Annotated in this window: 18 protein-coding genes; 16 read left to right on the top strand and 2 right to left on the bottom strand. The window is 32.7% G+C overall.

Translation table 11 applies throughout. From position 1 onward, the window contains the following. Positions 1–12: 12 nt before the first annotated feature. From SP60_RS02515 to SP60_RS02495, 5 genes are all read left to right on the top strand, one after another. Positions 13–627, top strand: a complete 615-nt coding sequence (locus SP60_RS02515; protein WP_053951141.1) for a DUF4254 domain-containing protein — start codon at positions 13–15, stop codon at positions 625–627. Between the two features lie 6 nt (positions 628–633). Continuing rightward, positions 634–2,040: a mannose-1-phosphate guanylyltransferase/mannose-6-phosphate isomerase gene (locus SP60_RS02510; protein WP_053951140.1), complete on the top strand. Its 1,407-nt coding sequence runs from the start codon at positions 634–636 to the stop codon at positions 2,038–2,040. A 21-nt stretch (positions 2,041–2,061) separates the two neighbouring features. Then, the gene (locus SP60_RS02505; protein ID WP_082319626.1) at positions 2,062–3,138 is read left to right on the top strand and encodes a glycosyltransferase family 9 protein; all 1,077 of its coding nucleotides are present in this window, start codon (positions 2,062–2,064) and stop codon (positions 3,136–3,138) included. A 16-nt stretch (positions 3,139–3,154) separates the two neighbouring features. Next, complete coding sequence (locus SP60_RS02500) at positions 3,155–4,237, top strand: glycosyltransferase (RefSeq protein ID WP_053951138.1); 1,083 nt, start codon at positions 3,155–3,157, stop codon at positions 4,235–4,237. A 152-nt stretch (positions 4,238–4,389) separates the two neighbouring features. Next, positions 4,390–5,427, top strand: a complete 1,038-nt coding sequence (locus tag SP60_RS02495; RefSeq protein WP_144418575.1) for a glycosyltransferase family 9 protein — start codon at positions 4,390–4,392, stop codon at positions 5,425–5,427. On the opposite strand, the gene SP60_RS02490 is transcribed toward SP60_RS02495, so the two are convergent. Continuing rightward, on the bottom strand, positions 5,424–6,410 hold the full coding sequence (locus SP60_RS02490) for a glycosyltransferase family 9 protein (RefSeq protein WP_144418574.1): 987 nt from the start codon (positions 6,408–6,410) through the stop codon (positions 5,424–5,426). The two genes, SP60_RS02495 and SP60_RS02490, sit on opposite strands and share 4 nt — an antisense overlap. 97 nt (positions 6,411–6,507) lie before the next feature. Here SP60_RS02490 and SP60_RS02485 point away from each other — a divergent pair, with 97 nt between their 5' ends. From SP60_RS02485 to SP60_RS02465, 5 genes are read left to right on the top strand one after another with little or no spacing between them, the layout of a single operon-like run. Further along, positions 6,508–7,440 carry a hypothetical protein gene (locus SP60_RS02485; protein WP_053951135.1) on the top strand — a complete coding sequence of 311 codons (933 nt, stop codon included), beginning with the start codon at positions 6,508–6,510 and terminating at the stop codon, positions 7,438–7,440. Continuing rightward, the gene (locus SP60_RS02480; RefSeq protein ID WP_053951134.1) at positions 7,437–8,495 is read left to right on the top strand and encodes a glycosyltransferase family 4 protein; all 1,059 of its coding nucleotides are present in this window, start codon (positions 7,437–7,439) and stop codon (positions 8,493–8,495) included. Before SP60_RS02485 ends, SP60_RS02480 begins: the two co-directional genes overlap by 4 nt. Positions 8,496–8,549: 54 nt before the next feature. Further along, on the top strand, positions 8,550–9,755 hold the full coding sequence (locus SP60_RS02475) for an O-antigen ligase family protein (RefSeq protein ID WP_053951133.1): 1,206 nt from the start codon (positions 8,550–8,552) through the stop codon (positions 9,753–9,755). Beyond that, the gene (locus tag SP60_RS02470; RefSeq protein ID WP_053952197.1) at positions 9,742–10,821 is read left to right on the top strand and encodes a glycosyltransferase family 9 protein; all 1,080 of its coding nucleotides are present in this window, start codon (positions 9,742–9,744) and stop codon (positions 10,819–10,821) included. Before SP60_RS02475 ends, SP60_RS02470 begins: the two co-directional genes overlap by 14 nt. Next, positions 10,808–11,884, top strand: coding sequence for a glycosyltransferase family 9 protein (locus tag SP60_RS02465; protein ID WP_053951132.1), 1,077 nt, complete (start codon positions 10,808–10,810; stop codon positions 11,882–11,884). Before SP60_RS02470 ends, SP60_RS02465 begins: the two co-directional genes overlap by 14 nt. Here the strand turns inward: SP60_RS02465 and SP60_RS02460 are convergent. Next, on the bottom strand, positions 11,881–12,675 hold the full coding sequence (locus tag SP60_RS02460; RefSeq protein ID WP_053951131.1) for a glycosyltransferase family 2 protein: 795 nt from the start codon (positions 12,673–12,675) through the stop codon (positions 11,881–11,883). The genes SP60_RS02465 and SP60_RS02460 overlap by 4 nt on opposite strands. Before the next feature lie 68 nt (positions 12,676–12,743). On the opposite strand from SP60_RS02460, the gene SP60_RS02455 reads away from it, so the two are divergent. From SP60_RS02455 to SP60_RS02430, 6 genes are read left to right on the top strand one after another with little or no spacing between them, the layout of a single operon-like run. Beyond that, the gene (locus SP60_RS02455) at positions 12,744–13,535 is read left to right on the top strand and encodes a glycosyltransferase family 2 protein (protein ID WP_053951130.1); all 792 of its coding nucleotides are present in this window, start codon (positions 12,744–12,746) and stop codon (positions 13,533–13,535) included. A gap of 54 nt (positions 13,536–13,589) precedes the next feature. Next, on the top strand, positions 13,590–14,279 hold the full coding sequence (locus tag SP60_RS02450) for an IS1595 family transposase (protein WP_053951129.1): 690 nt from the start codon (positions 13,590–13,592) through the stop codon (positions 14,277–14,279). Between the two features lie 25 nt (positions 14,280–14,304). Beyond that, positions 14,305–15,378, top strand: a complete 1,074-nt coding sequence (locus SP60_RS02445) for a glycosyltransferase family 9 protein (RefSeq protein WP_053951128.1) — start codon at positions 14,305–14,307, stop codon at positions 15,376–15,378. 3 nt (positions 15,379–15,381) lie between these two features. Next, a complete protein-coding gene (locus SP60_RS02440; protein ID WP_053951127.1) occupies positions 15,382–16,461 on the top strand; it encodes a glycosyltransferase family 9 protein in 1,080 nt (359 codons plus the stop codon). Between the two features lie 8 nt (positions 16,462–16,469). After that, a complete protein-coding gene (locus SP60_RS02435; RefSeq protein WP_053951126.1) occupies positions 16,470–17,540 on the top strand; it encodes a glycosyltransferase family 9 protein in 1,071 nt (356 codons plus the stop codon). Then, positions 17,540–19,363 carry a carbamoyltransferase N-terminal domain-containing protein gene (locus SP60_RS02430; protein WP_053951125.1) on the top strand — a complete coding sequence of 608 codons (1,824 nt, stop codon included), beginning with the start codon at positions 17,540–17,542 and terminating at the stop codon, positions 19,361–19,363. The genes SP60_RS02435 and SP60_RS02430 overlap by 1 nt, the downstream gene beginning before the upstream one ends. The last annotated feature ends 1 nt before the right edge of the window (position 19,364 follow it).

Below are 19,364 nucleotides of genomic sequence, written 5' to 3'. Positions count from 1 at the left end.
GGAGTATTTACTGTGAAAGATTTATTTATTGATATTGACGGCAGAAAGGTTTCTGATTATCACGACCTTTGTCATCAAAGCGACCTGTGGCCAAATAAAAGCCCTGTTTCTCATGAAGAAAATAGTATCTGGTTTTGGCTTGAAAAAAATCACCAATACAACTGCCAGCTATGGGACGAGGAAGATAAAGCAAGGCGTATTAATGTGAGTGATAGTGATATTGCCTTAAATAAGCGCAATATCGATGGATATAATCAAAAAAGAAATGATGCAATTGAGGAAATTGATGAAAATATTCTTGATCGATTAAAGGGCGTCAAAGTTTCAGAGTCTGCATGGTTTAATAGTGAAACAGCGGGCTCTATTATTGACCGACTTTCAATAGTCAGCCTTAAAGTTTTGCATATGGGTATTCAGGCAAATAGAGCTGATATAGATGTAACACAAAAGAAAGAGGCAAAAGATAAGCAGAATCGCCTTATCATTCAAAGAGATGATTTACTATTTTGCCTTAATCAGGTTCTTGATGGCTGTTCACAGGGGCAAGGGTTTTATCGCATATATCGACAGTTTAAAATGTATAACGATCCAAGAATGAATCCTTACCTTTCTGGCTTATTAAAATAATTTTATATGATTATCCCAGTCATACTTTCAGGTGGAAGTGGTACGAGACTCTGGCCTTTGTCAAGAAAATTGCATCCTAAGCAGTTTATTGAATTAATGGGTAAGACTACATTATTTCAAGAAGCAGTTCTTAGGCTGCCAGAATCTATCGAAAATCCGCTTATAATTTGCAATGAGGAACATAGGTTTTTGGCAGCTGAGCAGCTTCGTAAAATTAATAAGGAGCCTAAAAATATTATTTTGGAACCTGTTGGTAGGAATACTGCGCCAGCAATTGCATTAGCTGCACTTAAGTCTATTAAAGAAAGTGAAGACGCTATTTTGTTAGTATTATCAGCAGATCATTTAATTCAAGATATGGATAAATTTCATCAAGCAATTGCGCTTGCGACAAAACAGGCGGAACAAAATAAGTTGGTAACATTTGGTATTGCACCTAATAAAATTGAAACAGGATATGGCTATATTAAAGCTAACATTTCTAAAAATAAGAATTATTATGATATTGATGAATTTGTAGAAAAACCAGACTATAAAACTGCAAAAAAATATGTTGATTCTGGAGGGTATTTTTGGAATAGTGGCATGTTCATGTTTAAAGCATCAGTATATTTAAGTGAGCTAGAAAAATATGAGCCAGAAATTCTTAGTGCATGCCAAAAGTCATGCCAAACAGAATTCTATGACTTGGATTTTATTAGGTTGAATGAACAAGAGTTTTTAAAATGCCCAAGTCAGTCGATTGACTATGCCGTAATGGAAAAAACTAAAAACGCATCTATGGTTATTTTAGATGCTAATTGGAACGATGTAGGGTCTTGGACAGCGTTGTGGGATTCTCAAGTTAAGGATAATGATGATAACTTGGTTGTAGGTGATGTTATCTTGGATAAAGTAAGCGATACATACGTTCATAGTACATCTAATCGTTTGGTGTCTGTAATAGGATTGTCTGATTTGATTGTAGTGGATACACAAGATGCAGTTTTGGTAACTAATAAAGAGCATGCACAAGATGTTAAAAATATCGTTGAGAAAATCAAAAAAAGTGGCCGATTAGAGTCCGACCAACATAGAAAAATCTTTAGGCCTTGGGGTTATTATGATTCAATTGATCGTGGTGAGGGCTTTCAAGTGAAGCGAATTCTGGTTAATCCAGGTCAAAAGTTGTCTCTACAAAAGCATAACCACCGTTCAGAACACTGGGTAGTTGTAAAAGGCAAGGCTCAAGTGACTTGTGGAGAAAAAACTTTCCAACTAATTGAAAATCAGTCTACTTATATTTCTCTTGGTAAAGTGCATCGTCTAGAAAATATTGAAGACACACCGTTAGAAATTATTGAAATACAAACAGGTAGTTATTTAGGTGAGGATGATATTATTCGTATTGATGATGACTATGAGCGAGCATAGTTTAGGCGTGCATATTTTATTATGAAGATAGATCTACCAAGGTTGTTTTTTCGTTGGTTTCTAAAGGGAAAGAGCGTCTCAAAAAAAGAGATTGATATTAAAAAGATAGACAATATTCTAATCATGTCAAATACTGCTATTGGTGACACTTTATTTGCCACCCCGGCTCTTCGGTTAATTAAAGAGCAATATCCACATGTAAAAATTACCGCACTTTTAAATCCAAATAATTATCAGTTGTTTAAAACAAACCCTTTTATTGACGATGTTATTTTATATAGAGGGAAATGGAGAAATTTTCTTCAGACAATTGTTAAGCTTAAAAATTGTAAAATTAATCTAACTTTTATTTTACATTCTAATGAACCACAAGCCACTCCTATGGCATATTTAATCGGTAGTAAGTATATTATTAAAATACCCAACAATGCTAACGAATTTAAACACTTGCATTTTAATAAAACAACCCCAAGAGTTGCCGGTGAATATGCAATTGAAAACCAATTAAAACAATTAAAGTATATTGGCATTGATAGTGTTAATTTTAATATGGAGCTATTCCCAGCAGAGAGTTGGTATCAAGATGTTGTAAAAGTTATTCAAGATGATATTATTTATGTCGGCCTCCAAGTTGGCGCAACAACAAGAAATCGAATGTGGTTTGAGGAGAATTGGAGTAAATTGGCCAGCCTAATTTTGACTCATAAAGAGAATATTAATATTATCTTAACCGGATCTCCAGCAGAGGTAAAATTGACAGATTCCCTTGAAAAAAGCATAAATAACAAAAGAGTCTTAAATTTAGCGGGAAAGTTTGATATTTGTGGTGCGGCAGCTTTAATTGACAAGTTGGCCGTACTGATTACACCAGATACTGGACCTTTGCATATAGCTGCGGCTTTAAAAACACCAACCATTACGATTTCTGTAACTGGTTTAGAGAGCGGTAGCAAGCCTAGGGATTCAGCTGTTAACCACCAATATATACAAAAACCAAAGACGTGCAACCCTTGCTTAGATAGACAATGTATATACCAGAAATGTATGTGGCAAATTACTCCGAAAGAAGTGTTTGAGGCCTTTAAAAAATCGATTTAATCATAAAATTTTTAGAATGAAATTTAAATTTGTAATCACCAATTTATCAGGAGGAGGGGCGGAAAAGGTTTTGCTCATTTTGGCAGAATCTTTAGTTGAACGCGGGCATGAAGCAGAGCTTATCATATTTGAAGATTTAATTGAATATGAAATTCATGAGGGTATCAAAGTAACAGTTCTAACGGAAAAATTAACAAGAGGATGGTTAGGTAAGCGCATTATGGCGTTTCACCTTAAGAAATACATTGCTCGGTCAAATGATACCGACCTTATTATCTCTGCTTTGTCTTTTTCTAACGAGGTGGCTTGTCTTGCTAATCTAAAAAATCATTGGTGCCGTATAGATAACACTCTTGGTGCAGAGATTGATACTTTATCTATCAGAAGTCCTCAGAAAGCAAAAAGACGATTAAAAAGATATTTAAAAATATATAACAAAAAACCGTTGATAGCCATATCTGACAGAATGATTAACGATTTGAGGGGTATTGGCATTACAAGCAAGATTATAAGAATATATAATCCATTTAATTTTAAAGACATTCACCTTGCCTCAGAACAAAAAGATTCTAGTATTCCTAATAAGCCTTATGTTATTCATGTAGGCAGGTTTAATCATCAAAAACGACATGATATTTTGCTAGATGCATGGCAGTTAGTTGATGCACAATATTCGTTAATCCTTCTTACATCCTTTAATAATGAATTGCAAAGAATGATTGATGATAGGGGGTTAACCGCTAGTGTAACTATTGCTGGGTTTAAAAAAAATCCATATCCATGGATTTCACATGCTAATTTACTAGTATTAAGTTCGGATCAGGAGGGTTTTGGGAATGTTATTGTTGAAGCACTTGAATGCAACACTCCAGTTGTGAGCACAGACTGCCCATCTGGACCAGCAGAAATACTTTCCCAATTGCCACAATGCCTAACTCCAGTTGGCGATGTTGAAAAATTAGCAACCAAAATATCAAAGTGCCTTAAAGATCCGCCAAATTTGGATTGTGTCGATTTATCAATATACGATGTTAACTCTACAATAGCACTTTATGAGTCTTTAGCTAAAGATGGAAGTGCTTATGATTCTATGTCATGATATAAAAATCCACACTGAAAATTTTTATGTATAAGTCAATTGGTTACATTAAAAATAGATTAGAAAATTTTGCTTAGAATTTTTAGAAAAGATCCGCTTAAGTTGCTATAATCCTATTCTATTTATCAGCATCTTAGTCTTATGAGTAAGCTTTGATTTCAACACAAATCACCCCCTCAAAAATATTGATTATTCGCCGTGATAATATCGGCGATCTATTATGCGTCACACCTTCAATTAGAGCGTTAAAAAACACATATCCAGGTTGCAATGTAACACTATTGGTTAATAGCTACAATCGCAATGTAATAGCAAACAATCCAGATATTAACAAGATAGAGGTTTACACAAAAGCAAAACATAAAGAAAGTCACGTATCATTATTTTTAATATTTCTTAAAAAATTTAAAATGATCTTACGCCTACGTAGATCAAAATTTGATTATGTAATCATTGCCTCTGCAAGTGAAAGAGTTAGGGACTGGAGGTTGGCAAAGCTATGCAAACCAAAATCTATTATTGGTTATTTAAACAATAAGAAGGGTGCCAAGAAAGAAGATATTGCTTTAGATGTTGAAAATAAAAACAGTCATGAAGTTGAGCGTGTATTTAACTTGTTTAAACAAGTAGGCGTACATGGCATAATTCCACCCATGCAGCTATATCCAAGTGATAATATTAATATTCAAGATATAGATGACTCTAGAAGAGTGATTGGAATTAATATAAGTACCAGAAAAGAAAGTCAACGCTGGCCGCTTAAAAATTTTTTTAAGCTTATTAAAGAATTAAGTAAGAATCAAAAATTTACTTTTTTAATTTTCTGGTCTCCCGGCTCTAGAGATAATCCAAAACACCCTGGAGATGACGAAAATGCCATAGAGCTCATCAAGTTATGCAAAAATCTACCTGTTAGCCTATATCCAGAAACCTGGAGAGAGTCAAATACACTGCAGGAACTCATAGATGGTTTGTCCTTATGTGATTACGTTGTAACTCCTGATGGAGGTGCGATGCATATTTCAGCAGCACTCCAAAAGCCTATCGTCTGTTTTTTTGGAGATGTCGATATTCAGCATTGGTATCCGTGGGGAGTTAAATATAAATTACTTCAGGCAAAAAGTTACAGAGTAAAAGATATATCTATAGATCAAGCTGTAAATTCAGTTATTAAATTAATCAACACTTAAGTATTAATAGTTCTGTTCATTATTAGATTTAGCTCTTTATTAATAACGTCTTTAGGGATATTGTTAATGTCATTATTATCCATTAATAATTTTGCCTTATTGCTTATTGGCCCCCATTCTTCAACAGGGGTTTTTGCAAACAAAACTAATTGATTTTTATTAAGTGCCGCAGCTAGATGCATTAAGCCGCCATCTCCAATAAATAATGCATCAACCATATCCAATAGGCACAAGAAATGCCCCATACCCTGGTTGGTAACTATCTCAGAGGTAGAGTTCAGTAATTTTTTTAACTCTTGGGCCTGGTAAATGTCGTCGTGTATATAAAAAATAATAATGTGTAAATTGTTATGTTGTTTGTGTAATCTATTTAGAATTTGACAGAGATTGTCATTTGTAAGTATGGAAGTTTTCCTATTGTTGCTGATTGATATAAAAAGATTAAAACAATTGGGCTCTAAAATTAGATTAACCTTATCTTTAAAGTTTGTTATTGAATTTTGCTTGGCGTTTATCCGCGGATAAATATTATTTGGTATTTCTTTAAATTTAGGGCTAATTATTTTTAGAATACTTAATGCATTGTGTTGATTTTTATTACGTTTATATAGTCTAGGGCTATTAATTAAAATGCTACTCCAATGATTATCTGTATAGGCAATACGTTTTTTTGCACCTGTTAGCCATAATGCAAGATTCATTAATTTTTGAGGGGCTGCTTTTGCAGAAAAAGCCAAATCAAACCCTTCCTTGCGTAGTGATAAGCAGACTTTTAGGGTTTGTATGTATTTATTGCCTTTTGGTATTATAAAAAAAACATCAATAGTGTCAATATAAGGAATGAGTTTTTTACCTCTGAAACTACCTACTAATGTAATTTTTGCCTCAGGGTATTTATTTTTTAGACTTTGAATCATAGGTAATGTCACAATAAGGTCGCCAAAACCATTGCGACGTAATATTAAAATTTTTTTTATTGACAAGAGTATCCTTTTGTTAGTTTGTTATTTTTTTATTTTAAACATTATTTTATTACAAGCAAACAGTTAAAATTTACTCAATAAATTCAAGGCATTAATAATGAGAAAACTTAGTTCATATCAATTCATTAGCTGGGTTAAATTGGAACCAATTAAGTACTTGATTAAATATATTAGGAATTATTTTGTTACTACTTTATATGTTGCTAAAAAAGGTAAAAATCTTGATTCTTTTTTAAAAAAATGTAAGCACCTTTCTGGAAAAAATATCATATTGATTATTGCATTTGAGCAGCCTTGGGTAATCGAATGGCAGTTGAAAATATCAAAGGAAAATATAAAGGATGCTACAATTATTATTTTTGATAATTCTAGGGACCAATCTAAAAAGAATAAAATAAAGAGCGTTTGCCATGATTTGAACGCATTATATTTTTCATTACCTAAAAATAAAACATTACATGTAAACAGATCTCATTCGCTGGCTATGCAGTGGGTGTATGAGAATGTAGTTAAAGCTATTAAACCAAATATTTTCGCATTTATTGACCATGATCTAATTCCGATAAAAGGTTTTAGCCTCTTGAATGCAATTAAAGATCAAGATTTTTATGGCTGGCATAGAGAAGGATTACAAAGGAAAAACCCAGATGCATGGTATTTATGGGCAGGCTATTGCATGTATAACTACACAAAAATTAAAAAATCAAATTTATATTTTATGTATGATTTTGCAAACGGATTAGATACTGGTGGCGGTAACTATGATTCTTTGTATCATGGGTATGATGATAGAAACATGAATTTCTCATCGGCGTCCCAGGTAAGCATCAACATTCCAGGTGTCGGTGTAGTGGAGGATTTAATGGTGCTCGATGATAGCTGGTATCATATTGGAAGTGTTGGGCATAATGACAATTCAAAGTTAAAGAAGGACTATGTTACGACATTATTTAATAAAATAGAAAAAGGAGATTCTTGGGATGATTTTGTTATAAGTCGTAAAGCAATTCAGAATAAGTTCAATTCATGAAAAAAACTGTAAACACTATATTTTTTGTACGAGCAAACAAAACTAAGCATGGAGGTGCTGAGAATTACTTGCATCGATTATCTGAGTTATTGACCAAGAAAAATATTAATCATGAAATTATTAATTCTATATTTCCTAAATTTCTGCCGTCATGGTTAAGGGTCATTTTATTTAATTTACAAGTTTGTTTGTTTAGAGATAGTAAGTTTTACTTTTCCTTGGAAAGGATTACTTGTCCAGATATATATCGCGCTGGTGATGGCGTTCATAAGGTATTTTTAAAGACTCAAAATAAATCAAGGCTAAATCTCTTACATCCAATATATCTTTTTATAGAAAAACAATGCTTTAGTAATGCTAAAAGAATTATTGCAAATTCCAAGATGATAAAAAAAGAAATTGTCGATATCTATGCTATCGATCCAAATAAAATTGATGTGATCTATAATGGCATTAATTATAAAGACATGGATTCAATCCAGGCATTTCGTAAGTTATCTAAAGAGTTTAAAATTAATAAAAACCAGCATTTTTTGTTATATGTCGGTAGCGGATTTAAGCGCAAAGGCGTAGAAGAATTCCTTCAAATTGTGCATAATCTTAAACATTTAGATTTGATGGCTTTTGTAATTGGCAAAGAAAAAAATATGCGCCATTATTACGCCCTATCTAAGCAATTAGGTATAGAAGATAAAATAATATTTACCGGTGCTAGAGATGATGTTGATGATTTTTATTCTATAAGTGATATTTTTATTCTACCTACGCACTATGAGCCATTTTCGAATGTCATACTTGAGGCCATGAGTTTTGGCAATGTAGTATTTACCACTAAACAAAACGGTGCTTCTGAAGTTTTAAGTAAAAATCGGATTATGGAAACCTCCAATGACTTTTCTATTGTTAAAAGTATTGAAAAATTATTTTTAGATCCAGAATTATTAGAAAAGGAAAAGAATAACAATATTAGAAAGTCTAAAGAGTTTTCTGTTGATAAAAATTTATCCAAGACTCTTAAGGTAATAAATAAAGTTTATTTGGAAGGAGAGTTTTAGCACTATGCAGTATAAGCATTGGTATACTTTATTATTTGTAATCAATTGACTACTATGAATTCAAATACTTTCCGCATTGATCAAGTGTATCAATATTTACTGATCGCTTTGGCTTTTTTATTGCCATTAACGGTGGCTGGCGGCAATTTGATGATGGTGAGTATTGTCCTGTTGTGGCTTTTTTCAGGTGATTATAAAAATAAGCTTAATAAAATCCGGTCAAATAAAGTTTTAGTTGCATCAATTATTTTCTTTTTTTTACATGTTGCTGGACTATTGTGGACTGAGGATATTAAATGGGGTTTACATATTGTTAAGAAAATGATAGATTTTTTCATTTTTCTTCCAATCTTATTGACAGTTACAAAAAAAGAATACATTAAGTATTATGTGTCAGCCTTTTTACTAGCCATGACAATTTCAGAAATAACATCCTATCTAATTTGGTTTGAGGTTATTGACCCTTTTAAAACAGCTAGCGTTCTAAATCCAACCCCTTTCATGAGTCATATTTCTTATAATCCATTTTTGGCATTTGCAATTTACCTGTTGTTACATGAAGTATTTTTCAACACTAGTATTAATAGTATGGCCAGGTTTATATACTCTTTTTTTGCTATTACTATGAGTATTAATATGTTTATTACTGGCGGTCGTGCAGGACAAGTTGTATTTTTTGTAATGATTATTTTGTTATTTTTTCAATATTATCAGAAAAAACTCTTAGCTCTAGTTGTTTCAACTGTGGTTGTGGCTAGTATTTTATTTTCTGCTTATCAGACAAGCGAGATTTTTCAACAAAGGACTGATCAGGCTGTTAAAGAGGCCCTAAATCCCGACTTGTGGAGTGGATCTAGGTCCTCTATTGGTGATAGATTTGTATTTGCCATGAACTCTTGGGAGATATTTAAAGAGAATCCTTTGATTGGCATTGGTACTGGAGATTTTCCTAATGAGTATAAAAAAGTTAAAGCCCTTAATACACCCAATTCTTTAGATACGGTGAATCCACATAATATGTATATACTCGTATTAACGCAATTAGGCGTATTGGGCCTGATAAGTCTCTTGTCTATTTTTTATTTCCAGGTGCAATTTGCTAAAGAAAATAAATCTACTTTTTTAAAGAACACAGGTATTGCTTTACCGATACTTTTTTTAGTAATTATGTTGAGTGACTCTTACCTCCTAGGCCACTTTACAACATTTTTATTTGTATTTTTTAGTTCATTCTTGTATAAAGATTTTGCAAGAAAGTAAAAAAATTCTAGTTATTATTCAGCGATCTAATGGGGATGTGTTCCTCAGCAATACTCTAATACAATCACTTTATCAACATTATAAAAATTCTGAAATTGATTTATTGGTGAATGATGACACATTGCCAATTGCAAAAACTATTGCCAATATCCGTCAAATACACACCTTTTCATACCGTCAAAAACAAGAGAATAGATGGAGGCAGGAAAGAAAGTTGATTTCTAAATTATTTAATAAATATGATATAAGTATCAACTTAACAGCTAGTGACAGGAGTGTTCTGTACGCACTATTATTTGCCAAGCATTCTATTAGTGCTATTGAGCCTGATAATGGTAAATCTTGGTGGAAGAGGCGATTATTAAGCCAATTTTATTTTTTTAATTTGAGTGATCATATCTTAATCAATAATTTAAAACCGTTGCAACTATTAGGAATTAGGCATAATAAAACGGTTATCCCAATAAAATATAGCAATTTATCGGGAAAGATCGTTAAAGAAAAATTAGCATTAAGAAATATTCGTCATTTTTTAATATTCCATCCATCAGCGCAATACGAGTATAAAGTTTATCCTGTTGATTTACGCAACCAATTATTGGCTTTATTAAATAATCTAAATACCCCCATTGTGATAACCGGAGGTAAAAGCAAAATTGATAATAAAATCAAAAAAACCCTACCCCTTTTGAATAATATTTATGATTTTATTGGAGAGACCACAATAGAAGAATACATGGCATTAAGTGACTTATCGAGTGGTTATATTGGTGTAGATACTTTAAACATGCATATATCGGCCGCTCAAGACAAATCTGTGTTTTCTATATTTGGCCCTACAAATTTAAGAATGTGGTCACCTTGGTGTAATCAATTACGCAAAGCAACAAGCCGAGATACACCAATACAAACTTATGGGAATATCACCATATTTCAAGCTAATATGCCTTGTGTAGCATGTGGCAATGCTGGTTGTGATGACAAGCACGGACATAGTGAATGTCTCGATAAAATCAACCCTAAGATTGTATTTGAACAAATAAGAAAATGGCATGAAACTCTCTAGTTTTAAGCGGACATACACTTTCCCTTTTCGATATGATATTCCAAGCTATACGACAGAATTTATTAAAAATACATCTATCGTTAAGCGTTACATTAAGTTTGTTAAGCGTTATTTGTACCTCTTGCTTAAGGGGCAAAATAATTTAGAAGTTGATCAAATTTATCAGCGGCATCATCGAATTTTGTGGATCAATAAATCAGCCCCAAGCCTTGGGGATAGTCTTATGGACCTTTCTAGTAGGGCGATGTTAAGCGACAAAAAGGTTGTTTTATTTACAGACATTAAAAATGCACATATTTATCAACAAGATCACATTTTTTCAAAAGTTGTAACGAACATAAATCAATTGAAAGATCATCAATATGATTTGGTGATTATTGATTCATACAGTACTAAGAGTATGAAAATCAAATCAGAAGTGCAACCGAAGACACCTTTTGTCGGTATGTATGGATATTACAATGGTCCAGAGGTGAATAGGGCTTTATTTAGTTTTCATCGAATGAATCAATTATTAGGGTATTCGGAGTCAGAAACTGAAATAAATTCAACTGCCAGAGCAACAATGAACTTTTCAAAAGATGCTGTCGCTACACCTGTATTTCAATCTCTAAATAAGTATATTGCTATTGCATTAGGCGGTGAGTGGGATTATCGAACCTACGACAAATGGTCTGATGTAATTGATGGGTTATTTGCAAGGTCAAGCGCACTTAACATTGCCTTGGTTGGATCAAGTAATGCTATGGAAATTGCTAACGAGTTGATAAGTGCACACGGCAAAAAAAATATTGTCAATATGGTAAACCAATTAACATTTGTACAAACAGCAAGTGTTATTAAAGATTCCCAGGTGTTATTGTGCTGTGATGGGGGATTGATGCATGCAGCTAACGCCGTAGGTACGCCTATCATACCTTTGTTTGCCAGATTGACACCTGAAATGCAATTGACACATTCTGTCGTTGCTTTCTCAAATTTTGACGAGTTAGATGTTAAGAAAATTTCAGTTGAAAGTATTCTAACTCAATATGATAATGCCTATAAATTCCTAAACATCTAACTAGCCTTGTTAATAGGATTTATTGTTGGAGGTTTTTCCCATTTGAATTGTATTTCTGACAGTTTAAGATATCGGTAAAAAGTTCCTTCAAAATTACCAAAGGCAATAACAAACCCTGCACCGCCATCTAAGAATCCAAATTTAAAAATATAGTGCTTTATAAAAGCCCAGAGACCGTGAAAGAAAGCCTTATTAACGCTACCTACAGTACCTTTTGAATTTAATTTTCTTGCGCCTAATGTTGAATATCGATTGGCTTTATGCATAATTTCTTCGGTGTTCTTGAAGGGGAACTGCCAGATAAAGCTTCTAGTAGTTTGAACATCTTTGTTACTATTTTTAACATACCCTTCATGGACAGGATCCAAAGTGTAAGACATTTTTCCATTGCGAAAGAGTTGTGGTTGTCTAAAGTTGGGGTACCAACCGGAGTGTCTTATCCACCGACCCATAAAGTAATTCTTTCTAGGCACTTTGTAAATATCATAGTTGCTATTTTCCGTGATATGCATGACCTCGTCACGAAACTCTGTTGTGCACCTCTCATCAGAGTCCAAGCTTAGAATCCATTCGCCTGAGCAGTGTTTAATTGCCTCATTTCTAAGTTTCCCATACCCTTCAAATGGAATATGAATGACTTTGCACCCCAATTTTTCAGCTATTTCAGTGGTACCATCAGTACTATGAGAATCAATAACAATAATTTCATCTACCCATAAAACACTGTTAATACAGTCAGTGATTTTATCAATTTCATTGTAAGTAATAATATAGGCAGATATTTTATACATGCATTTTTTTTGGTGTTTAATTGTGGTTAAATGTTACCTAAATTCTTGATCCATAAGGCATGTAATAAATGAAATGCAGTTTGATAATAACGACATACAATCGCCCCAAAGCACTCGAATTAGTATTATTAAGTGTGGAACGACAAACTGTATTACCTGCAGAAGTTATTATTGCTGATGACGGTAGTGATGATAAAACTCAAGCTATTATTGATAATTTTCAGAGTAAAAATATTTTAAATATTCAGCATTCTTGGCAAGAAGACAAGGGTTTTAGGGCTGCAAAATCTAGAAATAAGGCCATTGCCACTTCAACACAAGAATATATAGTGTTGATTGATGGCGATATGGTGCTCCATACTCATTTTGTTGCAGATCATCTCGAGCATGCGCAAAAAGGATATCTCATCCAGGGTAAGCGATCTTTATTGACAAAAGAAAGAACTGATTTGGCGATAAATAATCAAACAACCTATTTTTATTTTCTTGATAATGGACTTAAAAATCAAAAGAACAGCTTGTATTCTAATCAATTATCTAGAATTTTCTCTTCTAAAAAAACACATCTTAAAGGTATAAAGACATGCAACATGTCTTTCTTTAAGAGTGATTGCATTTCAGTTAATGGATTTAATGAAAATTTTGAAGGCTGGGGTAGAGAAGACAGTGAATTTGTTGTGAGATTATTTAATTATGGAGTTTTTCGTAAAACATTACGTTTTAAGGCCATTCAATACCATTTGTTTCATCATGAAAGCTCTAGGGGGAGCCTACATGGTAATGATGCTATATTACAATATAGTATTGCCAATCGATTGAATTGGTGCGATGATGGCATTAATAAATATTTAAAAGATTAAAAAATAAGGGTCATGACAACTTAAGCATGTTTAAAAACCTGTTAAAGTACCGTCATGAAAGTAAAAAACAAGTATGTGATTCGTTCACGTATTTCAGAGGCCAAATTTAGGCAAATAATTTTGTTGTTTTCTGAGGATTCGAGTGCAACTCAAATCTCTCATTTAACAAGTTTAAGCAGGCAAACAATTAACAAATATTTAACTGCTATTAGACTTAGAATTTTAGAGTTATCTTTGCTTCAATCTGATCCTTTAGTGGGTCAGATTGAAGTTGACGAAAGTTATTTTGGCGCACGGCGCGTCCGCGGAAAACGCGGCCGTGGTGCCAGGGGTAAAACAATAGTATTTGGTTTATTGAAACGTGGCGATCAAGTGTACACTGAAATAGTTCCAGACTGTAGTAGCGCCACCCTGCAAAGGATTATCAAGGGTAAGACTAGTATTGATAGCGTTATTCATTCAGATGGATGGCGCGGGTATAATGGGCTTGTAGATTTTGATTATAAGAAGCACTTTAGAGTGCATCATAGTAAGAATGAATTTGCCAGAGGTAATTCACATATTAATGGAATTGAATCATTCTGGGGTTATGCTAAAAATAGATTGGTAAAGTTTAAAGGAATGGATAAAAGTATGTTTAATTTACACTTAAAAGAATGCGAATTTAGATTTAATAATCGCAAGCAAAATATTTATAAAGTTTTGCTTGGAATGTTTAGAAAAGAGTCGCTTAAGTTGTCATGACCCAAAAATAAATCATTGTATCCATATGCCACACAAAGAAAAACGATTTAAAGCTCGCCTTTTAAAGTTACTAACTAAAAAAAATAACAAACCTCTCGATCTTAGCAAGGTGAAGAAAGTGCTTATTCTAAAGTATGATAGAATTGGTGATATGCTTGTAACTACACCCATCTTTAGAGAATTAAAGTTAGCATATCCCAACATCGATATCTCAGTTATAGCGAGCAATGCTAACCAAGGCGTGATTAGATACAATCCATATATTAAAGATATTTTCATTAATAATAAAGATAATCTCATTAACGATTTAAAAATGCTATTCTTTTTAAGGAGAAAGAAATTCGACGTTTGTATTGAGCTTGAACATTCGGTTGTCTATCATTCTATTCTTAGACTTAGGATAATAAATCCAAAAGTGGTTCTTTCTATACATAAAGATGGTAGGTATGGCACAAGAGGCAGTGAATTAGAGCTTTATAAATTTCATACGTTAAAAAATAAAAAAGATAATTTTGGAAAAATATGGCTTCAAACTCTGACTTTCTTTGGTATTAATCCAGTTTCTGAAAAATATGATTTATTTCTAAGTAAACATGAAAGAGAAAAGGCCCAAGGATTTCTTTCTCATTTTGATAAAGAATTAAAAATAGGCATAAATTTGGAGGGTTCTTTTCAGGAAAAACAAATCCAACTAAAAGAACTAAGGCAAATTTGCAAGGGAATACATAAAGGTTACCAGAATATCAAAATTATCATATTAGCCTTACCCAATCAAAAGCAAAAAATTGATCATTTATTAGTCGAATTAGGGCTTGATTTTGTCATCCCATCTTATTTTTCTATATTGGATGTTTCTGCATTAATACAGAAACTAGACCTAATTATTACACCCGACACATCAATTGTTCATATTGCATCTGCTTTTAATAAGCCATTAGTAACAATACATGAAAATAATTTAGACAGCTATAGACTCTGGAAGCCAACTTCAACTATGAATAAAACAGTATTTTCCAAGAGCGAGCATGGATTATTTGACTATAGTGTCGATGAGATTGTAAGAGCTAGTTTAGAGATGATAACCAAAATTAAAGACTAATTTATGGCAACGAGTAAAAAACCTTTTAAAGCCTATCTATTAAGACTGCTAACAAGGAAGAGTCCAGCTAGTTTTGATATTAAGCAGGCAAAAACAATTCTATTCTTTCGTTATGATCGAATTGGAGATATGGTTGTAACTACTCCTGTCTTTAGAGAGCTAAAACTTGCGAATCCCAATGTAACTATTACAGTATTGGCTAGCAAAATTAATAAGGGTGTTTTAGTCAATAACCCCCATATTGATGTGATAGAAACCAACTATAAAAATAATTTATTTAGTGATCTTTTTACTTTGTTAAAATTGAGAATGAAAAATTTTGATGTCTGTGTAGAATTTGATCATTCTGTAGTGCCACATGCCATAATACGATTAAAAATTATCAAACCAAAAGCAATAATTTCTGTAAAAAAAGATGGAAGGTATGGCGTCAAGGGTAACGAGCTAACATTGTATGATTTTTACACTGAAAGGCCAAAGAGTGCGCATTTTAGAGATATTTGGTTGTCGGTGCTATCTCCATTAGGAGTTTCGGCGAAGTCAAAAAAATATGAATTATTTCTTACCAGAGAGAAAGAGCAATGTGCAATAAATTTTTTAAAAGGTTTTCATAATAAAAAAATAATTGGTATTAATGTTGAAGGTGCTATAGTTGATAAAAGAATAAAATTTGATAAATTAAAGGAGATTTGCGAAGGCCTTTATAAGGGCAATGAGAATATTCAAATCATCATTCTATCTACACCTGAAAATTCACACGCTATTAGCGATCAAGTAATTGATATGAATCTTGATTATGTTATCGAAAGCTACAAAACAAATACAATTCTTGATGTCTCCGCATTAATACAGCAACTAGACCTAATTATTACACCTGATACATCAATTGTTCATATTGCATCGGCATTTGACAAGCCAGTAGTATCCATACATGAGAATAATCCTGATAGCTACAGGCTATGGAGACCTACATCAACCTTAAATAGAACAGTTTTTGCTAAAAGTAAACACGGATTATATGATTATAGTGTTGCTGATGTTGTTAGGTTTGGTTTAGACATGCTAAAAAAAGTTGAGCATTAATTTTATTCATGTCGTTAATTAAAACTATAAAAGGTATTTTTTTAACATCTTTAGTCAGAAGTCAGATTTCTGTTATTGATGCAAATGGAATTGATAGTGTAATCTTTTTAAAGTACGACAAAATTGGAGATATGGTGGTTTGTACGCCAGTATTTAGAGAGTTGAAAAAATCTTATCCCCATATTAGTATTTCTGTATTAGCAAGTAGTGTTAATAAGGCCATATTGAGTAATAACCCTTATATTGACAATATATACACTTATACCAATAATTGGTTAAAGCTCCTTCCAGTTTTATTTAAATTACGAAAGCGTAAATTCGATGTATGTTTTGAATTTGAAGCAAAAGTAGTTACTCGCGCTATACTTATTACCAAAATTATCAAACCTAAACTTGTTGCGTCAGTTTTCAAGAAGTATGGCAGATACAATGTTGATGCAGAAAAGCTAAAGGTGTATGATTTTTATACTAAAGAAAATAAAAAAGATCATTGGAGTGATATATGTCTAGAAACTCTGGGTGTTTTTAATTTAAAATCGAAATCATCTAAATATGATATTTTTCTTAGTGATAATCAAAGGGGCATTGCCAAAAATTTCATTAAAAATACATCTTCTGAAAAAATAAAAATTGGCATTAATTTAGAGGGCTATAGTCACAATGGAGAAATTAACCCTGATAATTTAAGGGCTATATGTCAAGGAATTTATCAAAAGAATGCAAAGATTTTGATAATTATCCTCTCCAAACCAGGTGATGAAGGAAAGATAGAAAAATTAATAAAATATATGGGGCTTAATTATGTAGTGTCATCATATTTTTCAATACTTGAGGTATCAGCCCTTATCTCAGAGCTAGATTTAGTTATATCTCCCGATACCTCGATAATTCATATCGCATCTGCTTTCAATATTCCGTCTGTTTCAATCTACACTGCAAATAAGAATAATTACAGGTTGTGGGCGCCAAAATCATTGTTAAACAAGTCGGTATTTTCTAATGATAAAGAGACCATACAAGGCTACAGTGTGTATGATGTTGTTCAAAGTAGTTTAGAGTTGATTAAAGAGATTGAATAATGGTAATTATTGGAACTAAATATTGTGGGCATGATAGCGCATTGTGCGCATTAGATACCCAGAAGAAAAGTATTTTTGCCATGAGTACAGAGAGGGTTACCAGAATCAAGCATGATAATATGGATATCACTCCTATACTGGAAAAATATCAGTTTCATAATGTAGATTATGTTGCGCACTCTTATAGTGATTTTGAAGATAAAGGCCATGATGGTGAGCTAAGAGAAAAAATGACCTACAATAAGGACATTGAAAAATCTATCAGGTCAATTATTCAACCTAAATTTATTAAAGATTTATCTATATCAAGAAAAGAGAAAAATCGTCTAATTTTTAAGGCATTATTTACCAATTTTTCAGCAGTTAAGTCATATTACACCGCAAAATACAAAAGGGCGTTGGTTAAAGAGACGCCAAAAACAAATAAATTAGCATTTACCAGATATATAAAAGATAATTTTTCAAAACATAATATTAACCCTAAAGAAGTGTTCTTTTATGACCACCATTTATGTCATGCCATTCCTTCATATTATTTATCAAGTTTTAATGGAAAAAAAGCAATAGCACTCACCCTAGATGGTCAAGGGGATGGCTACTTTAGTAAAATGTTTTTATTTACTAATGGTAAAGAATATAAGCTAATTGGAAAATCTACAGCAGATTTTTTAGGTAAGGATGATTGGTTTTTGTCTATTGGCAGGTTATACAATTATTTTACCAAAGCAATGGATTTAAGGCCAAATAGTGACGAGGGTAAAGTTGAAGCCTTAGCAGCCTTTGGTAAGGCTGATAAGGTATTACTAGCACAACTAAAAGGCATCACTAAAATTGATAAAAGTAGCTTAAGCATTAAGTATGATAAGGAAAAAATAATTCCATTTTATACATTAGATTGGCTTAAGGATCAGCGTAATAAAATTGGCGATGAAAATTTTTGTGCAGTAATACAAACCTATCTTGAAGATACAGTTGTTGAATATTTAAATGTAACTTATAGCCAATATCCAGTTCAAAATTTATGTCTTTCTGGCGGCGTTGCTGCTAATATCATTATGAGCTTAAATATTTATGAAAGAACTAATTTTAAAAATATTTATGTAATGCCTGCCATGGGTGATGATGGCCTAGCAATAGGTAGTGCAATTTTAACAGCATTGGATTTGGGTGAAAATCTTGATTGGCTAAAAAATCATATAATGCCATTTTTTGGAGATGAGTACTCTCGCAAGCAGGTCAAATTAGCGCTCGATAGTTTTGATAATATAATTGTTGAAGATTTAGAGAGCAATTGGCCGGAAGAGGCTGCAAAATCTGTTGCTGAAGGCAAGATCTGCTCTTTATTTCACGGCAAGATGGAGTTCGGCCCCAGGGCGCTAGGAAATCGTTCTATTATTGGCAACCCCATGATGGAAGACACTAGACAAAGAATTAACTCAACAGTTAAACGTCGTCCCTCTTATCAGCCATTTTGTCCTTCAATTCTAGAAGAGGAGCGAGAAAGGTTATTTAAGCAGAGTTTTCCTCATAAGCATATGGCCATTGCCTTTAGAATGAAAGAAGATCATATTAAGAATTTGCCTTGTGCAGTGCATGTGGATGGTACAGCCAGACCTCAATTTGTAGAAGAGCAGGACAATCCTAACTATTATCGATATCTCAAAGAGCTTAAAAATATTACCGGCTATGGTGTTAGTCTTAATACCTCTTTCAATTTACATGGCAGAACAATCGTAAGAACCCCTAATGATGCAGTAGTTGATTTTATTGATTGCAATATCGATGAACTATTCATTGAGGGTTATCGGGTAACACGCAAATAAA

This window comes from Candidatus Thioglobus autotrophicus (assembly GCF_001293165.1).
GTDB classification, from domain to species: Bacteria; Pseudomonadota; Gammaproteobacteria; order PS1; family Pseudothioglobaceae; genus Thioglobus_A; species Thioglobus_A autotrophicus.
This window is presented reverse-complemented; position numbering and strand designations above follow the sequence as displayed.